Here is a 20,008-nt window from a genome sequence, read left to right on the forward strand (position 1 = left end):
CCGCGCTGCACCTCCAGCCGCGGGATCTCCCCGCCGTCCGGCTTGCCGTACGGCCCCGCGTCCCGGTCGTCCGCGCCGCCGCATCCGGCGGTCGCCAGCACCGCCGCCGTCACCATCGCCATCACGCCCCGCGCCGCCGCGCACCCGCGCGCCCGCGCCGCCCTCGTCGTCTCGTCCTTCATCGTCGTCGCCATCATGAAGCGCGTCGCTGCGATTGTCATCCGGCGTGCCCCCCTTTGCCGGCCGCCGGCCGGGCGCGGCGCCGCCCGCTCGCGCCCGCGCCGAGGGTTGCCGGCATGCGCGGCCCTGCGGTATCACGCGGGCCATGAACCGGACACTGCGAGCTCGATTCGGACTGGTGACGGCCATGGTCCTCGCCGCCGCCGCCCTGCGCGTGTTGCCGCATCCGCCGAACGTCACCCCGATCGCCGCGATGGCCGTGTTCGCCGGCGCCCGGTTCGACCGCCGCCGCTGGGCGTTCGCGGTGCCGCTCGCAGCGATGTTGGTCAGCGATGCCGCGCTCGAAGTCCTGTTCGGCTGGGGATTTCATTCCCAGATGGCGGCCGTGTACCTGAGCTTCGCGCTGATCACGTGCATCGGGTTCTGGCTCCGGCGGCGGCGCGGCATCGTTCCGGTCGCAACGGCGGTGATCGCATCGTCGACGCTGTTTTTTGCGACCACGAACTTCGCGGTGTGGGCGACCGGCGGCAGCTACCCGCCGACCGCGGCCGGGCTCGCAGCGTGCTACATCGCCGCGATCCCGTTTTACGGACTCGCGCTCGTCGGCGATCTCGTGTACGCGGCGATCCTGTTCGGCGCCTTCGCGTTCGCCCAGCGGCGCTTCCCGATCTTCGCGTTGCCGAAGACGGCGTAGCGATGGCGCCGAAGGCGCTCGTGTCGTGGAGTTCGGGCAAAGACAGCGCCTACGCGCTGCTGGCCGCCCGGCGCAGCCCGAGCGTGGAGATCGTCGGGCTCGTGACGACGGTCACCGCGCGTTTCGGCCGCGTGTCGATGCACGGTGTCCGCGAGGAGTTGCTCGATCGACAGGCCGACCAACTCGGGCTGCCGTGCGCGAAGGTCGCGATCCCGTCGCCGTGCTCGAACGACGTATACGAGGCCGAGATGCGCCGGGTGCTCCTCGCAGCCCGCGCCGCGGGCGTGACGCACGTCGTGTTTGGCGACCTGTTTTTGCGCGACATTCGCGAGTACCGCGAAGCGCAGCTCGCGGACGTCGGGATGCGGGCCGTCTTCCCCCTGTGGGGCCGCGACACATCGGCGCTGGCGCGCGAGATGGTCGAAGCCGGCGTCCGCGCCGTGCTCACGTGCGTCGACCCCGAGCGCCTCGCTCCAGCCTTCGCCGGCCGCACGTTCGACACCGGCCTGCTCGACGACCTGCCCGCGGCCGTCGACCCGTGCGGCGAAAACGGCGAGTTCCACACGTTCGTCACGGCCGGCCCGATGTTTCGCGGCGCGATCTCCGTCCGCGGCGGCGAGGTGGTCGAACGAGACGGCTTCGTGTTCGCGGACCTCCTCCCAGAGTAGCTGCACGAGCCGGCGATCGATCTGGGCTCCGCCGCCCCCGCCGCCGCGGTCGCCGTTCCCGCCGCGAATCCGCCGGCGCGACCCGCCTACAGCACCGGTCGGCGGCGGCCTCCGCCGGCCGCACGGCCGAGCAGGTCTTCGAGCACCTGGCGCGCCTCCGCGTTCGTCTCGAGCTGGAAGTACTGCCGCATGATCGGCAGTACGTCCGCGTTGTCGAAGGACGCCAGCGCGCGCCGCGCGACGTCGCGCAGCGTGCCCTCCTCCTGCCGCAGCACCATGAGCAGCATCTCTCCCGCTTCGATCGTACCGATCTTGCCGATCGACTCGAGCGCGACCGCCTGCACGCGTGCGTCGTTCGACTCCCGGTAGATCCGTGCCAGCGGGTTGAACGCATGCGGAAAGTGCAGCCCGCGCAGCGCCTCGATCGCGGCCTCGCGCACGCCCCCGTCCACGTCCTCCAACGCGCGGCCGATCAGCGCGAAGCTGCGCTTGAAGAACAAGAACCGCAGAGCGCGCACCGCCGCGCGCCGCACCGCGGGATCCTCGTGCTCGTACAGCCGCTCGAGCGGGCACAGCGCCGCGTACGACTGCAGTTCGCCGAGCAGTTCCGCCACGTGCGCGAGGGTCGCGGGCGCGGTCGTCTCGTCGCGCAGCGCCGCGTCGGCCAGCGTGAGCACGACGACGAGCGCGCGGCGGCGAATGCCGTCCGGATAGCGCAGATCCCCGATGATCGACGCCGCGACCTGGAACGGATCGCCGCCAAGTTCCCACTCGAGCAGGTCGACGAACCAGATGTCGGCGTAGGCGTGTTGTTGCTTGAGATAGTCGGGGAACTCGGGAGCGTCGCGCCGCTTCTGCCGCGCCGTCGTGTAGCGCGACGCGATCCGCCGGTACCGCTCCCGCTTCTTGTCCGGCAGCGGGAGTTCCGCCAATCGCTCGTACACGTCGCGGACGGCGACGAAGTCGTCGATCGCCGAATAACAGCCGACCGCGGCGACGAACGCGTTCTCGGTGAACTCCACCGGTGCGTCGTCCGCGATCGACTTGTCCGCGCACTTGACCCACGTGGCGGCCGCCTCGGCGAGGTAGTGCCGGTCGTACGGCAATCCCGCGCGCACCGCGTAGTCCGCCGCCTCCTGGTACAGGGTCGCCGCGGCGTGCAGCTCGCCGCGCTGCAGCGCCAGCCGGATGAAGTCCTCGTAGTACTGCAGCACGTAGAACTTGAGGTTGTCCTCCTTGAGCACGCGAATGCAGTTGATGTACCCCTCCGCCAGGTTCTCGAACGATCCGGAGTCCTTGCCGAGCTTCAGCAAAATCTGATAGCAGTCGAACGCGCGCTCGCGCTCGCCGCGCTGCTCGAAGTCCTCCGCCACCTGCTCGAGCCGCCGCTGGCTGTCGATGAGAGCGCGGCGCCCCTCGGCCGAGCCGGCGTCGATGCGGACCAGCGCCATCCCGAGGTTGAAGTGAACGAGCGCCAACTCGTAGGGGCGATCGCGCAGCCGCGGATCGTCGGCCAACGCGCGCCATTGCTCGGCTGCTTGCCTCGGCTGCTTGGCGCGCTCGTAGGCGACGGCCGCGTGCACCGGCAACCGCGCCTCCTGGTACGCGGCGGCGGCGTCCGCCCATCGCTTCTCGACCTCGAGCACGCGCGCGCGCGCCACCGTACCCGCGTCCCCCTTGAACGCGTCACGCGCCATATCGAAATAGTGCAGGTACAAGTAAATGTACCCGGCCTCGCGATGGCGATCGAGCAGCGCGTAAATTTCGGCGAGCCGGCGCAGCCAGTCGTCGTACTCGTAATCGATGACGTGTGTCTGCGCGACGAGGTCGCGATAGTAACGCTCGGCCTCGGCGTAGCGTCCCTGCGCTAGCAGCGCCTCGGCCTGCGCGGCGGTCGTCTCGATCGATGCAAAGCTGTCGCGCGCCATCGGGTCGTCTACGGTCGGTGCTGGTGCGCGGCGTCGCCGACGATGTGCAGCGCCCGATCGCGGCGCTCCGCACGAGACGACAACGCCTCGCGGTCGACCACCTGGTATCGGTCGAGCAGCGGCAGAAACTCCAGCGACACCTCGGACGACGGCAGGATGATGATGCCATACAAGTAGGCGTGCTGGCCGAGCGCGGCGATGAGGTCGCCGGCGACGTGACATTCGCCGTGTGTGATGATGTACACGACGATGCGCCGGCGCGCGTCGCGCTTGAGCCGCGTGATCTCGATGAGCAGCTGGCGGAACACCTTGCCGTAGTTGCGGCCGCGCTCGGACCGGAACGCCAGCACGTACGGCACCGGGAACACACCGCCGCGGCTCACTTTGACCGGCTCGTGCAGTCGCGAGTCGAAGAATCGCAGCCAGATCTCGTCGCCTTGCAACGTCAGCTTCTTGACCAACGCCAGCGCCAGGCCCCGTGCGAACACCTGACGCTGGCCGCGCATGGACGCCGACGAGTCGACCAGGATGTATTGCAGCCACCGCTCCTCCTCGCGCTGCTGCTCGTGTCCGTAGTAGAGCAGCTCCTGGTCGACGATCTTTTGCTCGAAGATTTCGCGCGGGTAGGCGAGTTCGCTGAGCACGAGCGAATCGACGTGCCCGCGGCGCTCGATCGACGCATAACCGTCCACGGAAAACGTCTGCACGCCGGATGCTCGCTTGGTCTCGAGCACCGACGGCAACAAGTCGAGCGAGAAGTTGGCGATGTCGGCGGCCTCGGGCGACTGCAGCGCGCTGAACAGGTCGACGATGTCGATCGCGGAGCCCAGCGACTCGGTGGCGGCGACGCGATCGTCGCGGAACAACCCGAGCAGCTTGAGCGTGTCGAGATCGATCAGCTCGACGCACGTGTACACGTGCAGCGACATCGCCACCATGTGTTCCAGGAACCCGTACACGAGCGACGGATCGAAGCTCGAAAACAGGTCGACCGGATCCACGTCCGCGTACAGGCCCGGGTCCATCGGCAGCTGCTGCACGCCGACGGCCTTGGCGGGATCGCGCCATCGCGCGTAGACATCGCCCAATGCGCGGACCAACAGCGCCGCGACCAGGTCGTCGCGCAGGCGCCAGCCCGCCGCCTTGTCGACGACCTCGGACGCGGCGATGTGCTCGAGCAACTCCGCGTACTGCTCCAGCAGCGCGACGACGTGCGGCGGCGGCGCGAGGCGTGCGATCGCATCCCGGCGCGGGCCGATCACCGGACCGCCGGCCGAACGCCGCGCCGTAAACAGCTGGCCGACGTCGTGGACCACGAACAGCGGCAAGTGGACGCCAAGGCGCGACATCGCATTGAACCAACCGGCTGCGCGCACCGGGGCCATCGGGTTGTCGGCGCGCACGTGCGACAGCGCCATGGTCCCGAGTTGCCGCGCGAGGAACGAGCGGCGGCGCTCGTCGGGCAGCGCCATCGGTCACCTGCCCCGGGCCGCGCCTCCGGCCCCCCACGGTGTGCGGCCGACGAGGAACTCGCGGCCGAGGTGGACCAGGTACGATCGCAGGTGCGCTTTTTTCGGCAGAGCGTCGTCGGCGCCGGCCGCCCGCATCTCGCCGTTGGCCGCCGGATCGCTCGAGATCGCGACGATCCAGCCGCGGTACCCGGCGGCCCGCATTTCCCGGATCGCGGTGGCTCCGTCCTTGCGCCCCGGTCCGAGCGCAAAATCCATGAACACGACATCCGGCTGCGGGCGAGGCTGCACGGTGACGGCCGCCGCGTCGTCGGCGTGCGGATACACGGTGACGTCGACGCCCGGAATGCGAAACTCCTCGCCGCGCGCGGCGACGACGTCGTCGAAGATGTACACCCGCAGGACTTGTGCCGGAGAAGACATCGCGCGAGCCGCGGCGCGTCGCCCGTTAGCCGCCGAACTTCGACGAGGAAAACACGCTCTCGAGCAGTTGGTCGACCTCTCGGATCATACGCCGTGCCGTGTCGTTGTGAATCGCGGACAGCGCCGCCTTGATCTCGTTGAGGTTCTTGAGTTGCGAAAACAGCTGGATGTCGGACAGTTCCGTCCCGGCCTGCAGCAGCTCGCGGATGAGCTTGAGCTCCGCGAGCAAATCGTCGAGGCTTGCCTGCGGCCCGATGAACCGCCGCTGATCGGGATGCTCGCGATAGTAGGCGTCCACCACCGGGTTGACGATTTCCTCGAGCAGTTCGGCCTGGTCGAGGTTGTTCCAGATGTGGCGCAACACGAAGAAGTCGCCGTCGGTGACCGTGTCGCGGCCGTCGAACACGGCCGACGCCGCGAACAGCTTGAGGAGCTTCACGACGCGCCGGTCGGACACCGTGATCCCTTCGGACCGGATCTGGAAGATCAGGCCCTTGTACTTGGCCAGGAAGTCCTCGGGAAAGACCATCACCCGGTCGAAGTGGCGCTGGATGAGGTGCAAATCGCGGGCGCTCACGATCGGCTCGCTCGCCACCTTGCGCCCCCCCATGCGGCGGATCTCGTTGGCGATCCCCTTGGCGATCAGCTCGTGGAAATGGTAGCTGTCGAGGTTGTCCGACCGGACGCGCAGCAAGAATCGGTCGAACATCGCCGCGAGGTTCTCGTCGTTCGGCACCTCGTTCGACGCCGCGAACAAGCTGATCAGCGGCACCTGGCGCACCTCGGCCCCGGTCGCGAAGCGGCGCTCGTTGATGATCGTGAGCAGCGAGTTGAGGATGGCCGAGTTCGACTTGAAAATCTCGTCGAGGAACACGATCTCGGCTTCGGGCAGCATCCGCTCCGTTCGCCGGGTGTAGCGGCCCTCGCGGAACTCTTTGATGTCCACCGGGCCGAACAGCTCGTTGGGCTCGGTGAAGCGCGTGAGCAGGTACTCGAAGTACGCGGCGTCGATCAGTTCCGCGAACATCCGGATGATGGCCGACTTCGCCGTCCCGGGCGGACCGACGATGACCGCGTGCTCGCCCGCGATCGCCGACACCATCAGCAGGCGGATGATCTCTTGCTTGTCGAGGAAGTGCGCGTTGAGCACGCGCGCAACCTCCTGAAATCGCGCACCGTAGGCGGCGAAGTTGATCGGCGTCGTCGCGCTGGGGGGTTGGCTGGCCATGTCGCGGTGGGCGGTTACTTTAGCTCGAATGCGTCCCCGGCGGTCCCGCCGCGTCCCGCGTTTCTGCTGCAGCCGCCAGCGCGCGCCGCAGCCGCGCCGCCAGCGCGTCGATCACCGCGTCGGACGATGCGTCCCGCACCTGGCGGCGATGCTGGCGCCAGCGCCGCCATACCGCGGCGTCGTCGCGCAAGCCGGGCGGCTCGCCCAAGGTCGGGTCCACCCGCGCCAGCGCGTCGGGCAGCGCGAACAGCGTGCCGAGGCCGCGCGGGCGGCGCGCCGCACGCTCGGGCGCCAGCGCCGACGCCAGCAGCGCGGACGCCGCGTCGGCGTCGCGCTCGCGCGCCTCGGCGACGGCGAGGAGCGCGTCGAGGTGGACCAGGAATGCCGCGACCGCGCGGACGTCGGCCGCGGCGGGCGTCCGGTCGACCCAACGCTCGAACGCGGCGGCCATGCGAGCGGCGCCGGTCAGCGCGTCGACGCCGGACAGGTCGCCCAGCGTGCGATACGCGACCGCCCGCGCCAATTCGAGATCGCGCAGCGCACACACCGCCGCGCTCCAGTCCAGCGGCGGTCCGTCGCGCGGCTGCGACAACAGGTCGGTGAGCGGCGACAGCCGCACGAGCTGCGCCACCACCGGCTCGACGTCCGGATCGCCGAGCAGGTCGGCGTAGCTGGCCCGCGTGACGTGCTCGGACACGCGCCGCACCGTGGGCCACCGGCGCAGGCGCGCCGGCGGCCGCTGGCCGTAGAAGGTCGCCGACCCGGTCCACCAGGTGAGCTTGACGTCGGTGCGCGTGAGCGCAAACAGGTTGTGCAGCAGCCCGTGGCGCGCCAGCAACCGATCGCGGTCTTCGGCGGGCGGCCGCTGCGCGAACCCCATCGCCACCTGGCGCACGCGCTCGCATCGACGCGAGGTCATCCACCATGCGTCGGTCCACGGATGCTCGAGGAACAGCAGGTTGTGGACCGCGGCGGCGATGAACAGTTCGTCCTCGCCGAGCACCAGCGACGGCGGGCGGACGACCAGGTCCGCGATCGCGTCGGTCCGCGCGTCGTCGACGGCGACGGCCGACACCGACGCGTGCGGCAAGTCGGCGCAATACGCTTCGACATCCGTCGGGTCGAGCGGATCGCCGACGTGCAGCGGCCCGCCGCGCACCAGCGGCAGCACGAACTCGGAGAGAAACTGGCTCACGTCGCGCGGCACGGATGCGGCACCCCGTCACTCGTCACCCGGCGGCAGCGCCTTGCGCCGCGACCGCCGCGGGCGCCCCCACAGGGCGAACCGGCCGATCGGGTCGTTGACCACCTCGGGATCCGACGACCGTGGCACGGCCGTGTCGATCGCCGTCGCCTCGACGACCTCGACTTTGGCGAGCGTCCGCCGCTCGAGCGGTTGCAGCGCCGAGTCGGCGATCTGAAACGGCGGCCCGTCGCCCGGGAACACGGTCAACATGCCCGCGCCGTGGCCGAGCGTGCGCGCGAGCACGTCGGGTGCGACGCGAGGCGCGATCTCCATGCCGAGCGGTACGAGCAACCCCGGCGCCAGTTCCGACAGCAACTGCCCCAGCGGGATGAGATCGATGTCCTCGTGCGCCACGAGCAACACGCCGCGATCGGTCACCGCGACGCGGTGACCGCGCAGGACCGGCTGGGGCAGCACGTAGACCAGCTTCTTGACCCACGCCGCGCGTTCGAGCGGCACGAGCGCGCCGACGACGTGGCGCGGCGGCGCGACCGACGCCGCCAGCCGAATACTGACGCCGATGATGTCGGGCGCATCCACCTGAAACGTGTCGCCATCGGACCGGCCGTCGAGGTCGACGTCGATCCGCGTGAGGTGTTCGATCGGCGTGAGTTGCAGCGGGCCGTCGAGCGTGTCGACGCGGTCGCCGCCCCAGAACACGTAGTAGGCGTCGCCGGCAAGCGCGCTCGCGCACGAGGTCAAATCGATCACGTGCCGGTAGCCGACCTCGACGGCCGCGTTGGGCGTGACCGGACGGAACACGGCGATCCCCGGGGTCGCGATGAACAGGTCGAGAATGCGCTGCGGCACGTCCTGCACGCGGGCGACCCAATACCCGCGCTCGCGCGCGGCGTCGAACGCGCTGGCCCCGCGCGGCATGGCGATGCCGACCTGCGCGCGCACGCGATTGCGCCACAGGTAGCGGACCACGCCATCGCCGAGCCCGCGCTCGACCACGAGCAACAGGTCTGCCCGGTCCTCGGCGGCGAGCCGATCGCCGCCGGGAACGCGCCGCCGCGACAGCCGAAACAGCAGCGTCTCGAACGCGATCGCGGCCTCGTGCGTGTACGTCTGCGTGTAGTCCTCGCCGTGGACCATCACGTCGGCGCCTGCCGGCAGCGCGTGGATGTCCACCGCGTCGTAGCCGTAGGGCGACCGCTCGTCTCGATAGCGGACGAAATGCTTGGACGTGCCGGTGAACGTGGCGCCGCCGACGAGCCTCGCACAGCGGGCGGCGCGGTCCATCGTGTAGCTCGAGATCGCGGGAATGCGGACCAGGAACTCCTGGCTGCGCAGCGGCGTGCGCGCGCGCGCGATCGTGAGACTCGGCAGCAGCTCGTCGAGCGATGCCTCCGCCGAGTAGACCCGCAGCCACGACACGACGCCCTCGAGGGTGGGGAACACGAGCAGCCCGAAGCGGCCGAGCAGTACCCCGCGCGGGTCGGGTGCGACGCCCGGCGTCATGAACCGCGACTGGCCGACCGCGACGTGCTCGAGCATGAGCTGCCAGCGTACTGACGACGCGACCGCCGCGCAAGGACGCGCCGCCGCCGGCGCTTGCACTACACTCGGGGAGTGAGCCTGCTCAAGCGCCTGCTGTCGTCCGACTACCGCGCCGCGGTCGCGGCGGAGGCCGCCGGCGATCTCGAGCTGGCCGCGGAGCGCTACGCGCTGGCCGGCGAGCTGGCCGCGGCCGTGCGCGTCCACCTGGCGCGCGCGGCGCGCGCCGACACGCGCGCCGCCGAAATCGCGGCGCTGCGCGACGCGCTGCACTGGGCGGCCGACGATGCCGCGCAACGCGCCGAGGTCTGTGCGCGGCTGGGGCGCGCGCTGCTGGCGCAGGCGCGGGACCAGGGAGTGGCGACCGACCGCGACCGCGAGCGCGTCCGCGAAGCCGCCGCCCTGCTCGTCGACGCCGGCGCGTACGAGGAGGCGGGCGACGCGCTCGAGTCGATCGGCGACGACGCGGCCGCCGCCCGCGCGTTCGAGGCCGGCGGACTCGTCGAGCGCATGGAGCACGCGCTGGCCCGAGACGCCGCCCGGGAACGGCGCGCGCGCGCCCTCGCCGACGCCTTCGGCGAATACGAGGTCCACATGGCCGGCGGCGACCGCACGGCGGCGCGCGACGCCCTGCGGCGCTGCGTCGAGATCGCCGAGGACAAGGCCGCCTACCGCCAGTTGCTCGACGACCTCGACGCGCGCGTCATCACCGGCGGACGAGTCGAGCTTCGCCGTCGCGGCGCGCCGCGGATGGTGCTGGCGGCGCGGCGTGAGGTCACCCTCGGCCGCGACGCGCTGTGCGATGTCGTGCTCCGGTCGGGCGGGATCTCGCGGACACATGCGGCGATCGCGGTGGAGGGCGACGGGGCGAGCCGCACGTTCGTGCTGCGCGACCTCGGCTCGCGCAACGGCACCCGCATCGGCGACTTGCCGATCGCCGGCGCCGTACCGCTGGCGGGCGCCGGGGCGTTTTCGCTCGGCGACGACTGCACGCTGGAGTTCGAGGTACGCGGGGACCCCCCGCTGCTCGCGGTCGAGGTGGTGTCGGGCATCGACCGCGGCGTCGCGCTGGTGGCCGGCGCCGACGGCGACGAGCTCCCGGTGCCGTCGGTGCCGGCGGTGGTCCAGTTCTCGGGTGGATCGCCGCGGCTGCGCACCGTGCCGAGCGGCACGCCCCTGCGCCTGAACGATCGCGCCGTCGCGCTCGGTTCCGTCGAGCTGATCCACCGCGACGCGCTGTCGATCGCGGGGATCGAACTGGAGGTGCTGTGAAGCGGCGATCGCTGTGGCAGCGCCTGATCGACTGGGCCCAAGGCGCCGGCGACGATGCGGCCGGCGCGCTGCCCGCCGCCCCGGCGACGCCACCGCCCGCGCCGGTCCACGAAGCGGATGCGTGGCTGTCCGAACTCGTGGCGGCCGCCGCCGACGGCCGCCGCCGCGACGAGATCGGCGGAGACGCCTTCTGGGACGCCGTCGACCGCTTGCGCGCGAGCGGCCACGAGCGATTGGCCATCCAGTGGCTCGACAAGCTGCTGGCGGCCCAGGCGACGCCGGACACGGCGCGCACCGCCCTGCGGGCACGCCTGGCCGAGTGGTTGGTCGACCGCGGCGACACGGCGGCGGCCGTGCCGCACCTCGAGCAACTCGCGCGCGACGACGCGCACGCCGCGCGGGCGCACTACCTGCTCGGCGAACACTACCGGCGGGTCGGCGACGAAGTGCGCGCGCTGCGCCACTACGAGGCCGTGCTCGCGCGGGACGTCACTTACCCAAACGTGCGCCAGCGCGTCGACCGGCTGCGCGCGGCGCGCGGCGCGCCGATGGCCGCGCTCGGCGCGACGATCGCCGGACCGGATGCCCTCGGCGGCGCGGCCGGCGCGCGCTACCATCTGGTCCGCGAACTCGGCCGCGGGGCGACCGGCGTCGTCTATCTCGCGCGCGACCGCGACCTCGAACGGGACGTCGCGGTCAAATTGTTGCATCCACACCTTGCAGCGGGGCCGCAGTCGGTCGCGTGTGCGCGGTTCTTCGCGGAGGCGCGCATCGCGGCGTCGCTGCGCCACCCCAACATCGTCGCCATCCTCGATCTGGACGAGCCCGCCCGCCGGATCGTGATGGAGTGGGCCGCGGGCGGCACCCTGCGCGACGTCCTGCGCGACCGCGGCCCGCGCCCCGTGCGCCGCGCCCTCGAGCGCCACGTCCAGTTGCTGAGCGCTTTGGCCGCCGCCCACCGGCGCGGCATCGTCCACGCCGACATCAAGCCGGGCAACCTGATGTTTCGCCGCGACGCGGACGAGCCCGGCGCCGAGATCGTACTCGGCGACTTCGGCATCGCCCACCTGCCCCACCCCGCGCGCTCCGGCGATCGGCCGGCCGTCGCCGCGGAAGGCACGCTCGCGTACATGGCGCCCGAGCAGCGCGGCGGGCGCACTCGACCCGAGTCGGACGTGTTCGCCGCCGCGGTCGTGTTGTACGAGATGCTCACCGGGCGCGTGCCCGGGGCCCCCGGTGCCGTGCTCGCCGGCCGCCGCACTGCGGACGATTTCGCCGTGCCGCGCGAGGTCGCGCGCGACTGGCCCCCCGGGCTCGCCGACGCGGTCGACGACCACTTGCGCCGACTCGGCGCGCCCACCCCGGACGACCGGCCCGACGCCGCCGGCGCCCTCGCCGAGGCGCGCGACCTGTGGCGGCTGTGCGTGCGCGCCGGCCCGCGCCCGTCGGCCGCCGCATGATCGACGCGGGACGGCGCGTATCGCGCCCCGCGCCGGTTGCGTCCGACGCCCCCGGTGCGCAAGATCCCGCCATGTCCAACACCCGCATCGAGACCGACACGCTCGGCGAGGTCGAAGTCCCCGCCGACCGCTACTGGGGCGCGCAGACGCAGCGCTCACTGCAGAACTTCCACATCGGCACCGAGCGCATGCCGATCGAGGTCGTCCGCGCGTTCGGTGTGCTCAAGCGCGCCGCCGCCACCGTCAACGCACAGCTCGGCCGGCTCGACCAGCGCATCGCGGACGCGATCGTACAGGCCGCCGACGAGGTCATCGCGGGCAAGCTCGACGACCACTTCCCGCTGTTCGTGTGGCAGACCGGCAGCGGCACGCAGTCGAACATGAACGCCAACGAGGTGCTCGCCAACCGCGCGATCGAGCTGCTCGGCGGCACGATCGGATCGAAGGACCCGGTCCACCCGAACGATCACGTCAACAAGTCGCAGTCGTCGAACGACACGTTCCCCACGGCGATGTCGATCGCGACGGTGATCCAGATCGAAGACAAGCTGCTGCCAACTCTCGAGCGGTTCCGCCAGGGGCTCGAAGCCAAGTCCAAACAATGGGCGGACGTCGTCAAGATCGGCCGCACCCACCTGATGGATGCCACCCCGGTGACCGTCGGTCAGGTCTTCTCCGGCTACGAGGCGCAGATCGCCCACGGTCTGCGCGCGATTCGCGCCGCCCTGCCCCACCTGCGCGAACTCGCGATCGGCGGCACCGCGGTCGGCACCGGGCTGAATGCTCCCGTCGGCTGGGATGAAAAGATGTGCGCGGAGATTTCGCGCATCACGGGCCACGAGTTCACGCCGGCGCCCAACAAGTTCGAAGCGCTCGCCGCCCATGACGGGTTCGTCGAGATGCACGGTGCGCTCAAGACCGTCGCCGGCTCCCTGATGAAGATCGCCAACGACATCCGCTGGCTCGGCTCGGGGCCGCGCTGCGGCATCGGCGAACTCGTGCTGCCGGCCAACGAACCGGGCAGCTCCATCATGCCGGGCAAGGTCAACCCGACCCAGTGCGAGGCGCTCACGATGGTGTGCACGCGCGTGTTCGGCAACGACACGACCATCGCGATCGCCGGCGCGTCGGGCAACTTCGAACTCAACGTGTTCAAACCGGTCATCGTCTACTCGGCGCTCCAATCGATCCGATTGCTCACCGACAGCGTGCGCTCGTTCCAGGACAAGTGCCTCGACGGGCTGGAACTCGACCGCGAACGCATCGCCGAACTGCTCCATCGGTCGCTCATGCTCGTCACCGCGCTCACGCCGATCATCGGCTACGACCAGGCAGCCAAGGTTGCAAAGAAGGCGCACGCCGAGCGCAAGACCCTGAGGGAAGTCGTCGTCGAACTCGGCCTGATGACCGGAGAGGAGTTCGACGCGGCAGTGCGGCCCGAGGACATGGTCCATCCGAAATGAGTCGCACTGCGCTGGTCGCTGTCGCGGCCGCCATCTCGGCGGCCGTCGCGTGCAAGGTACCGGATCCGCCGCCGATCGCGGCCGAGTGGACCGACGAGTTCGACCGAGCCGACATCGGCCGCAACTACCGGCCGACGAGCGATGCGTACGCGATCGTCGACGGCGTACTCAACGTACGCGGCGCATACAACCACCCGCTGTGGCTGCGCAAGCGCCTGCCCGACGACGTCGCGATCGAGTTCGACACGTGGGCCAAGACTCCCGACGGCGATCTGAAGGTCGAGATCTTCGGCGACGGCGAGTCGCACGCCCACGACAAGGGCGCGTACACGTCGACCGGCTACGTGTTGTGCATGGGCGGCTGGAACAACACGAAGTCGTTCATCGCGCGCGGCAGCGAGCACGGCAAGGACATGGTCACGCGCACGGCGCCCAAGGTAATCCCGGGCACGGTCTACCACTGGAAGATCGTCCGCCGCGGCGGTCGCATCGACTGGTACGTCACCGGCGGCGATGCGCCGGGCGACGCCGCGCCGTTTCTGTCGTTCGACGATCCCGCTCCGTATCGCGGCGACGGGCACGGCTATTTCGGCTTCAACAACTGGCAGTCCGACGCCTACTTCGACAACCTGAAGATCGCGCCGCTGTGACGGGCGGCCCCGCGGGGTCCGCGCTACAATCGCCGACCGGGGATGGAGCGCTACGGCAAATACACGCTGTTGCGCCGCATCGGGCGGGGCGGCATGGCGGAGGTGTACCTCGCGACGGCGGAACTCGCGCAGGGCCTGGCCAAGACCCAGGTCATCAAGAAGATCCATCCGGCGTTCGCGCGGTCGCGCGAGTTTCAGCGCATGTTCTGGGCGGAGGCGAAGATCGCGCTCGGCCTCAACCACCCGTCGATCGCGCAGGTGTTCGACTTCGGCCAGGTCGGCGACACGCTGTTTCTGGCGATGGAGTATGTCGAGGGGCTCGACGTGCTGCGCATGATGCAGCAGTGCGCCCGCCGCCAGGTACCCCTGCCGTTCGGCCTGTCGGCGTACATCGTCCAGGAGGCGTGCAAGGCGCTCGACTACGCGCACCGCAAGACGAACGACGCCGGCGAACCGCTGCACATCGTCCACCGCGACGTGTCCCCGCAGAACTTGCTCGTGTCGTGGGACGGAGCCGTCAAGGTGGTCGACTTCGGCATCGCTCGCTCCGGCGAAATCCACGAGGAGGCCGGCGTCGTCAAGGGCAAGTTCGGCTACATGTCGCCGGAGCAGGCGCGCGGCGAGCCGGTCGACGCGCGATCGGACGTCTACTCGGCGGGCATCGTGCTGTACGAACTCGCCTGCGGGCGCCCCGCGTTCCCCGGCAAGGGCAAGGAGGTGCTCGAGCGGGTCCGCGCCGGCGCGCTCGACCGTCCCCGCGACGTCAACCCGGCGATCCCGGAGGAGCTCGAGCAAACCATCCTGCGCGCGCTGGCGTTCCACCCGGACGACCGGTTCCAGACCGCGCGGGACATGCAGCACGCGCTCGGCCGGTTCCTGTTCCGCTTTGCCGACGCCGACGCGGGCCCGATCGACTCGTCGAGCCTCGCGCAGTTCCTCGCGCGGATCGTGCCCGCCGACCAGCGCGCGCCACATGCGCCGCCGCCGTCGACGGTACGGTCGCGGCCCACCGGATCGCGCGGCGCGCCGGCGACCGCCGCGACCGATCGCACGGCGGTCGCCGATACGCCCGTCCCGGCGGCGGTGCGCGAACGAAAGAACGCGTTCGTCGTGTCCGGTCGCATTTGCGGCATCGACAGCCTCGCGCGACGCCTGGGCCCCGCCGCCGCCCGCCGCTCCGTCGACCAGTTCCTCGCCGTGGCCGACTCCATCGCCTACAAACACGCGGCGCACGTTCACCGCGCGTCGGCCGAGGGCCTCACGATCGTCGTCGGTCTGCAGGCGACGGGCGAGGACGACGCCGCGCGGACGGTGCGCCTGGCGCTCGACCTCGTCGACGCCCTCGACGCGATCGGCCAGGACGACGAGCCGGAGCTGCGCCTCGCCGTCGGCATTCAGCGCGGCGCGGTCGTCGTTACCGGCGGTCGCGCTCGCCTGCGCTACGAGCTGTCGCCGTTTGCCGTGCGCGTCGCCGATCGCCTCGCCGAAGCGGCCGCGGGCGCCGAGATCCTCGTCGGCGGCGGCGTGTACCGCGTCACGGCCGCCGACTGGAACTACGAGGAGGTCGCGAGCATCGAGGTCGCGCCCGATCCGGACACCCAGCCCGGGGCGACGGAGGGCCAGCGCGCGAAGGTCTACAAGCTGCGCGGCCCCAAAGAGCGAGCGCAGCGCATGCGTGAACGCGCCCGACGCGCCGGCGACCTCGTCGGCCGGGAACTCGAACTCAAGGCGCTGCGCGACGCCTACCGCGACGTGCTCGTGAGCCGGCGCAAGCGGCACATCGCGATCCTCGGCGACGCGGGCGTCGGCAAGCGCGCGCTCGTGTCGGCGTTTCTCGCGACCGTCCCGCCCGGTGAGGCGGTCGTCACCCGCGCGGCGGCACGCGCCGCCACCTCGTACACGCCGTTCGCGATCATCGCCGACCTCGCCCGCGACCTGCTGGGACTGGCCGACAGCGCCGACAGCAAGGAAGTGCGCCGGCGGCTCGAGCAGGTCGCCGCGACGCTGTACCCCGGCCGGGAACACAGCCGCGAAGTGCGCGGGCTCGAGCAGGCCGTCGGGCTGCTGCTCGGCGCCCGGTTCGACGACGGCGGCGACCGCGAGATCGACGCGTCGGAGCGGCGTGCGCGCCTGTTCGAGGCCCTCGTGCGCGTCGAGCACAGTCTCGCGGCCGACAAGGCGCTCATCGTCGTCGGCGAGGACGTCCACTGGGCGGACGCGCAGAGCCGCGAGCTATTCATGGAGTTGCTGAAAGTGCCGAGTTCGCGGCCGATCCTGGGCATCGTCACCGGCCGGCCGGAGCCCCACGTGCTCGAAGGCGTGCGCGCCACCGGCGCCGACGTGATCACGCTGGACGAGTTGCCCGCCGACGCGCAGATCGAACTCCTCGCGCGCCGGTTCGCGCCGGGAGAGCCGGTCGACGAACTCGCGCGCCACATCCTGTCGCGGACAGGCGGCAATCCGTTCTTCATCAACGAAGTGATCGACGCGCTCGTCGAGCGCGGCGTCGCCGCGGCCGATCCGAGTGCCGGCGGCAGGCTGCGGTGGGTCCGGCGCGATGCCGCCATCCAGGTGCCGACGCGCGTCGAGGCGCTGGTCACCGCGCGCATCGACGCGCTGCCGCCCGAACCCAAGCAGACGCTGCTGTTCGCCGCCGTGCTCGGCCGCGCGTTCCGCCCGCCGCTACTCGAGGCGCTGCTCGGCCGGTCGGCCGACGCCGACTTGCAGGAGTTGTGCCGCCGCGGCCTCGTCGCGCGGGCCGGCCGCGACTTCGTCTTCCGCAACGACATGACGATGACGGTCGCGTACCAGCGCCTGCCGGCGGACGACCGCGCGACGTTGCACCGCGAGGCGGCCCGGCGCATCGAGGTATCGCCGGCCTACCGCCCCGGGCAGGACGACGCCGTGATCGCGCGCCATCTCGAGCTGGCCGGAGACGCGGCAGATGCGGCGGATCGCTACGTGCGCGCCGCGCGCCATGCGCTCGACGTCGGCGGCGGCAGCGACGCACTGCGCCAGTTGTACCGCGCCCTCAAGCTCCTGCCGGCCGACGCCTACGAGGCGCGGTTCGAGGCCCGCCGGATGCGCGAAGAGATCCTGCGCGCGGCCGGCAAGCGGCCGCAGCAACGCCGCGAGATCGACCGCATGCGCAAGCTGGCCGACGCGCTCGGCGACGACGCAAGGCGCGCCCAGGCTCACGCGCGCCTCGCGCAGTTCTACCTCGACGTGGGCCGCGCGCCCGCCGCACAGCGCGCCGCGGCCGCCGCGCTCGACGCGGCGCGCCGCAGCGGCGATCCGCTCGCCGAAGCCGAGGTGTTGCGACTGCAAGCATCGATCGCGCGGCTCATCGGCAACCACGACGAGGCGCTGGCGTTGTGCGACCGCGCGCTGGCGCTGTGCGACGCATCCGACGCGGGCAAGCTGCAGCGCGCCGCGGTGCAGAACACTCGGGGCACGATCTGTTGGCAATCGTCTCGCCTGGACGAGGCGATGGACGCCTACTGCGAGGCGCTCGTCACCTACCGCGCCCTGGGCCGCAAGCGCGACGAAGCGCGCGCGCTCAACAACCTCGGCAACGTGTGCGCCGAACGCGGCGACCCCGAGGAGGCCCTGCGCCACTACAAGGCGTCGCTCGACATCGACCGCCAGCTCGGCAACCGAGCGAGCATTCCACTCAAACTCGGCAACATCGGCCAACTGTACACGGACCTCGGCCATGCAGCGCGGGGCGAAAAGTACCTGCGCCGCGCGCTGCAACTCGCCGACGACGACGGCGACACCCGCGGCACGGCGGACATCGCCACGTCGCTGGGCCAGGCGCGACTCGCGCAAGGCGACGCCGACGAGGCGCTCGCGTGGTTCGAGCGCGGTCTGCAGCGCGCGACCGACAACCGCGACCGCTACCAGGAAATCCGCGCGCTGATCTACCTCGCGTTCGCGCAGCTCGACGCGGGCCGGCCGGCCGAGGGTGCACTCGAGCTGGCGCAAAGCGCGACGCGGCTCGCGCAGAAGATGCCGATGCCGCTCGGCGAAGCGCACGCGCTGGCGGCGCAGGCGCTCGCGCTCGAGGCGCTCGGCCGCCGGGACGAAGCCCTCGCAGCCGCCGAGCAGGCGGTGCGCGTGCAGGACGCCGCCGGCGTCGAAGAAGGGCTCGAGATGATCCTCGCCATCCGCGCGCGGCTGGCCGCCGTCGCCGGCGATCTCGCCGCCGCGCGCGCCGCGGTCGACCGCGCGCATCAACTGCTCCAACGCCGGGCGGCCTGCCTGCAGGACCCCGAACTGCGCGCCGCGCTGCTCGGATCGCGCGTCGCGCGCGACATCGCCGACCTGCGCGGCCGACTCACCGCAACCGCCGCCCAGCCGTGACCGCGTGGCACGAAGACGACGCGCTGTGGATGGCGCTCGAACCCGTGTTGTTCGGACGCCAGCGCCTGGCCCGCGCGCCCGACGAGGTCGACCGCATCGTCGCGTTGCTGGACCTGCCGCACGGCGCCCGCGTGCTCGACCTGGCGTGCGGGCCCGGCCGCCACGCCTGCGAGCTGGCGAGGCGCGGCTACCGCGTCACCGCCGTCGACCGCACGCGCGCGTACCTGGATCGGGCGCGCGCCCGCGCACGCCAGTGGCAGGTCGACGTCGAGTTCGTGGAGGCGGACATGCGCGCGTTCCGGCGCGAAGGCGCGTTCGACGCCGTCCTCAACCTGTTCACATCGTTCGGCTACTTCGAGGACGACGCGGACAACCGCCGCGTTCTCGACCACGCGCGCGCCAGTCTCACGCGCGGCGGCCGGCTGCTCATCGACCTGCGCGGCAAGGAACTCATCGCGCGCGACTGGAAGGAGCGCTGGTGGGTCGACCTCGACGACGGCGCCATTTTGTGCGAGGAGCGCCGCGTGGGCGACGGCTGGGATCGACTCGAGTCGCGCTGGATTCACATCGCGCCCGACGGGCGGCGCCGCGAAGTGCGCGGCGTCCAGCGCATCTACTCGGCCGCCGAACTCACCGCCATGGTGCGGGCCGCGGGGTTCGTGAACGCGCGCAGCTTTGGCTCGCTGGCGGGCGGGCCGTACGACGCGCGCGCCGAGCGCCTCGTCATAGTCGCGGACGCGTAGGCGCACCCGCGCCCGGCGGGCGGGGCGCGCCGCGGTCCCGCGCCCCGCCGCCGCCGTCAGTCACACAGCTTCTTGTCGAGCTTGCACAGCTTCGCCTCGAGTTCGGCGATGCGCCGCTCGAGCTTGTCAATCCGGCCGTCGGGGTCGGCCCCGAACGCCCGCCCGAACCACATCATGCCGGGCCCGTCTCCGTCGAAGTCGAACCGGAACCTGCCCGGCCCCATCTTGGTCATCGGCCCCATGCCCATCGCGCCCATCGCCTTGTCGACGTCGACCGCGTCGCGCTGGAGCGTCGCGGTCAGCGCGCGGCGCTTGCCGTCGCGCACGACGACCACCGCGACCTTGTCGCCCTTGCGCCGCCCGGACAGCGCCTTCCACACGTCCCACGGCGTGTCGATGTTCTTGCCGGCGACCGCCACGATCACGTCGCCGACGCGCACACCCGCGCGCGCGGCCGGGCTGTTCGGCTCGACCCGGCTCACGAGGATGCCCGCGTCGGCCGGTGCGCCGAAGTGCTTGCGCAGCTCGCGGGTCATCGACGTGACCTCGACGCCGAGCTGCCCGCTGTCCCCCGCGGCGAACATCTCCACCACCGCGTGCGCGCCGCCGGGGTCGTCCTTGTCTTTTTTGGCGAACGCGGTGCCCGCGGCCAGCCCGAGCGCCGCGATGCCTGCGGCGATCCATCCGATTCGTGCCATCGCGTGTTCCTCCCTTCGTTG

15 protein-coding genes are annotated in these 20,008 nt (G+C 71.5%); 8 read left to right on the forward strand and 7 right to left on the reverse strand.

What is annotated here, in order from left to right; all coding sequences use genetic code 11:
• The coding region (locus D6689_11095; GenBank protein ID RMH41422.1) for a hypothetical protein at nucleotides 1-197 on the reverse strand (197 nt) is incomplete at its 3' end.
• Between the two features lie 128 nt (nucleotides 198-325).
• On the opposite strand from D6689_11095, the gene D6689_11100 reads away from it, so the two are divergent.
• Complete coding sequence (locus D6689_11100) at nucleotides 326-874, forward strand: hypothetical protein (GenBank protein RMH41423.1); 549 nt, start codon at nucleotides 326-328, stop codon at nucleotides 872-874.
• 2 nt (nucleotides 875-876) lie between these two features.
• A complete protein-coding gene (locus D6689_11105) occupies nucleotides 877-1,542 on the forward strand; it encodes an adenine nucleotide alpha hydrolase (protein ID RMH41424.1) in 666 nt (221 codons plus the stop codon).
• Between the two features lie 86 nt (nucleotides 1,543-1,628).
• On the opposite strand, the gene D6689_11110 is transcribed toward D6689_11105, so the two are convergent.
• The 5 genes from D6689_11110 to D6689_11130 all read right to left on the reverse strand — a co-directional run bounded on the left by D6689_11110 (nucleotide 1,629) and on the right by D6689_11130 (nucleotide 9,336).
• Complete coding sequence (locus tag D6689_11110; protein ID RMH41444.1) at nucleotides 1,629-4,538, reverse strand: HEAT repeat domain-containing protein; 2,910 nt, start codon at nucleotides 4,536-4,538, stop codon at nucleotides 1,629-1,631.
• 407 nt (nucleotides 4,539-4,945) lie between these two features.
• Complete coding sequence (locus tag D6689_11115) at nucleotides 4,946-5,362, reverse strand: response regulator (GenBank protein ID RMH41425.1); 417 nt, start codon at nucleotides 5,360-5,362, stop codon at nucleotides 4,946-4,948.
• Between the two features lie 25 nt (nucleotides 5,363-5,387).
• Complete coding sequence (locus D6689_11120; protein ID RMH41426.1) at nucleotides 5,388-6,590, reverse strand: AAA family ATPase; 1,203 nt, start codon at nucleotides 6,588-6,590, stop codon at nucleotides 5,388-5,390.
• Nucleotides 6,591-6,609: 19 nt separating this feature from the next.
• Nucleotides 6,610-7,797 (reverse strand): hypothetical protein, encoded by a 1,188-nt coding sequence (locus tag D6689_11125; GenBank protein RMH41427.1) that lies wholly within the window; start codon nucleotides 7,795-7,797, stop codon nucleotides 6,610-6,612.
• A gap of 15 nt (nucleotides 7,798-7,812) precedes the next feature.
• Nucleotides 7,813-9,336: a hypothetical protein gene (locus D6689_11130; protein RMH41428.1), complete on the reverse strand. Its 1,524-nt coding sequence runs from the start codon at nucleotides 9,334-9,336 to the stop codon at nucleotides 7,813-7,815.
• A gap of 750 nt (nucleotides 9,337-10,086) precedes the next feature.
• Between D6689_11130 and D6689_11135 the strand changes: the two genes are divergently transcribed.
• The 6 genes from D6689_11135 (at nucleotide 10,087) to D6689_11160 (ending at nucleotide 19,289) form a co-directional block, all read left to right on the forward strand.
• The gene (locus D6689_11135) at nucleotides 10,087-10,608 is read left to right on the forward strand and encodes an FHA domain-containing protein (protein RMH41445.1); all 522 of its coding nucleotides are present in this window, start codon (nucleotides 10,087-10,089) and stop codon (nucleotides 10,606-10,608) included.
• Nucleotides 10,605-12,068 (forward strand): serine/threonine protein kinase, encoded by a 1,464-nt coding sequence (locus tag D6689_11140; GenBank protein RMH41429.1) that lies wholly within the window; start codon nucleotides 10,605-10,607, stop codon nucleotides 12,066-12,068. Before D6689_11135 ends, D6689_11140 begins: the two co-directional genes overlap by 4 nt.
• Before the next feature lie 71 nt (nucleotides 12,069-12,139).
• The gene (gene fumC / locus D6689_11145) at nucleotides 12,140-13,531 is read left to right on the forward strand and encodes a class II fumarate hydratase (GenBank protein ID RMH41446.1); all 1,392 of its coding nucleotides are present in this window, start codon (nucleotides 12,140-12,142) and stop codon (nucleotides 13,529-13,531) included.
• Nucleotides 13,528-14,181: a hypothetical protein gene (locus D6689_11150; GenBank protein RMH41430.1), complete on the forward strand. Its 654-nt coding sequence runs from the start codon at nucleotides 13,528-13,530 to the stop codon at nucleotides 14,179-14,181. The genes fumC and D6689_11150 overlap by 4 nt, the downstream gene beginning before the upstream one ends.
• A 42-nt stretch (nucleotides 14,182-14,223) precedes the next feature.
• The gene (locus D6689_11155; GenBank protein ID RMH41431.1) at nucleotides 14,224-18,546 is read left to right on the forward strand and encodes a tetratricopeptide repeat protein; all 4,323 of its coding nucleotides are present in this window, start codon (nucleotides 14,224-14,226) and stop codon (nucleotides 18,544-18,546) included.
• Entirely contained in the window at nucleotides 18,543-19,289 is a 747-nt protein-coding gene (locus tag D6689_11160) for a class I SAM-dependent methyltransferase (protein ID RMH41432.1), read from the forward strand. Before D6689_11155 ends, D6689_11160 begins: the two co-directional genes overlap by 4 nt.
• Before the next feature lie 56 nt (nucleotides 19,290-19,345).
• Here D6689_11160 and D6689_11165 read toward each other — a convergent pair whose 3' ends face one another.
• Entirely contained in the window at nucleotides 19,346-19,987 is a 642-nt protein-coding gene (locus D6689_11165; GenBank protein ID RMH41433.1) for a PDZ domain-containing protein, read from the reverse strand.
• Nucleotides 19,988-20,008 lie beyond the last annotated feature (21 nt).

It is taken from the genome of Deltaproteobacteria bacterium (genome assembly GCA_003696105.1).
In the GTDB taxonomy this organism is placed as follows: Bacteria; Myxococcota_A; Polyangia; order Haliangiales; family J016; genus J016.

Excerpts from the sequence above, each read along its gene's own strand:
- D6689_11165 (RMH41433.1), bottom strand. The coding sequence starts at position 19,987 with ATGGCACGAATCGGATGGATCGCCGCAGGCATCGCGGCGCTCGGGCTG.
- D6689_11105 (RMH41424.1), top strand. The coding sequence starts at position 877 with ATGGCGCCGAAGGCGCTCGTGTCGTGGAGTTCGGGCAAAGACAGCGCC.
- fumC (RMH41446.1), top strand. The coding sequence starts at position 12,140 with ATGTCCAACACCCGCATCGAGACCGACACGCTCGGCGAGGTCGAAGTC.
- D6689_11135 (RMH41445.1), top strand. The coding sequence starts at position 10,087 with ATGGTGCTGGCGGCGCGGCGTGAGGTCACCCTCGGCCGCGACGCGCTG.
- D6689_11110 (RMH41444.1), bottom strand. The coding sequence starts at position 4,538 with ATGGCGCGATCCCGCCAAGGCCGTCGGCGTGCAGCAGCTGCCGATGGA.
- D6689_11120 (RMH41426.1), bottom strand. The coding sequence starts at position 6,590 with ATGGCCAGCCAACCCCCCAGCGCGACGACGCCGATCAACTTCGCCGCC.
- D6689_11130 (RMH41428.1), bottom strand. The coding sequence starts at position 9,336 with ATGCTCGAGCACGTCGCGGTCGGCCAGTCGCGGTTCATGACGCCGGGC.
- D6689_11155 (RMH41431.1), top strand. The coding sequence starts at position 14,224 with ATGGAGCGCTACGGCAAATACACGCTGTTGCGCCGCATCGGGCGGGGC.
- D6689_11150 (RMH41430.1), top strand. The coding sequence starts at position 13,528 with ATGAGTCGCACTGCGCTGGTCGCTGTCGCGGCCGCCATCTCGGCGGCC.
- D6689_11100 (RMH41423.1), top strand. The coding sequence starts at position 326 with ATGAACCGGACACTGCGAGCTCGATTCGGACTGGTGACGGCCATGGTC.
- D6689_11115 (RMH41425.1), bottom strand. The coding sequence starts at position 5,362 with ATGTCTTCTCCGGCACAAGTCCTGCGGGTGTACATCTTCGACGACGTC.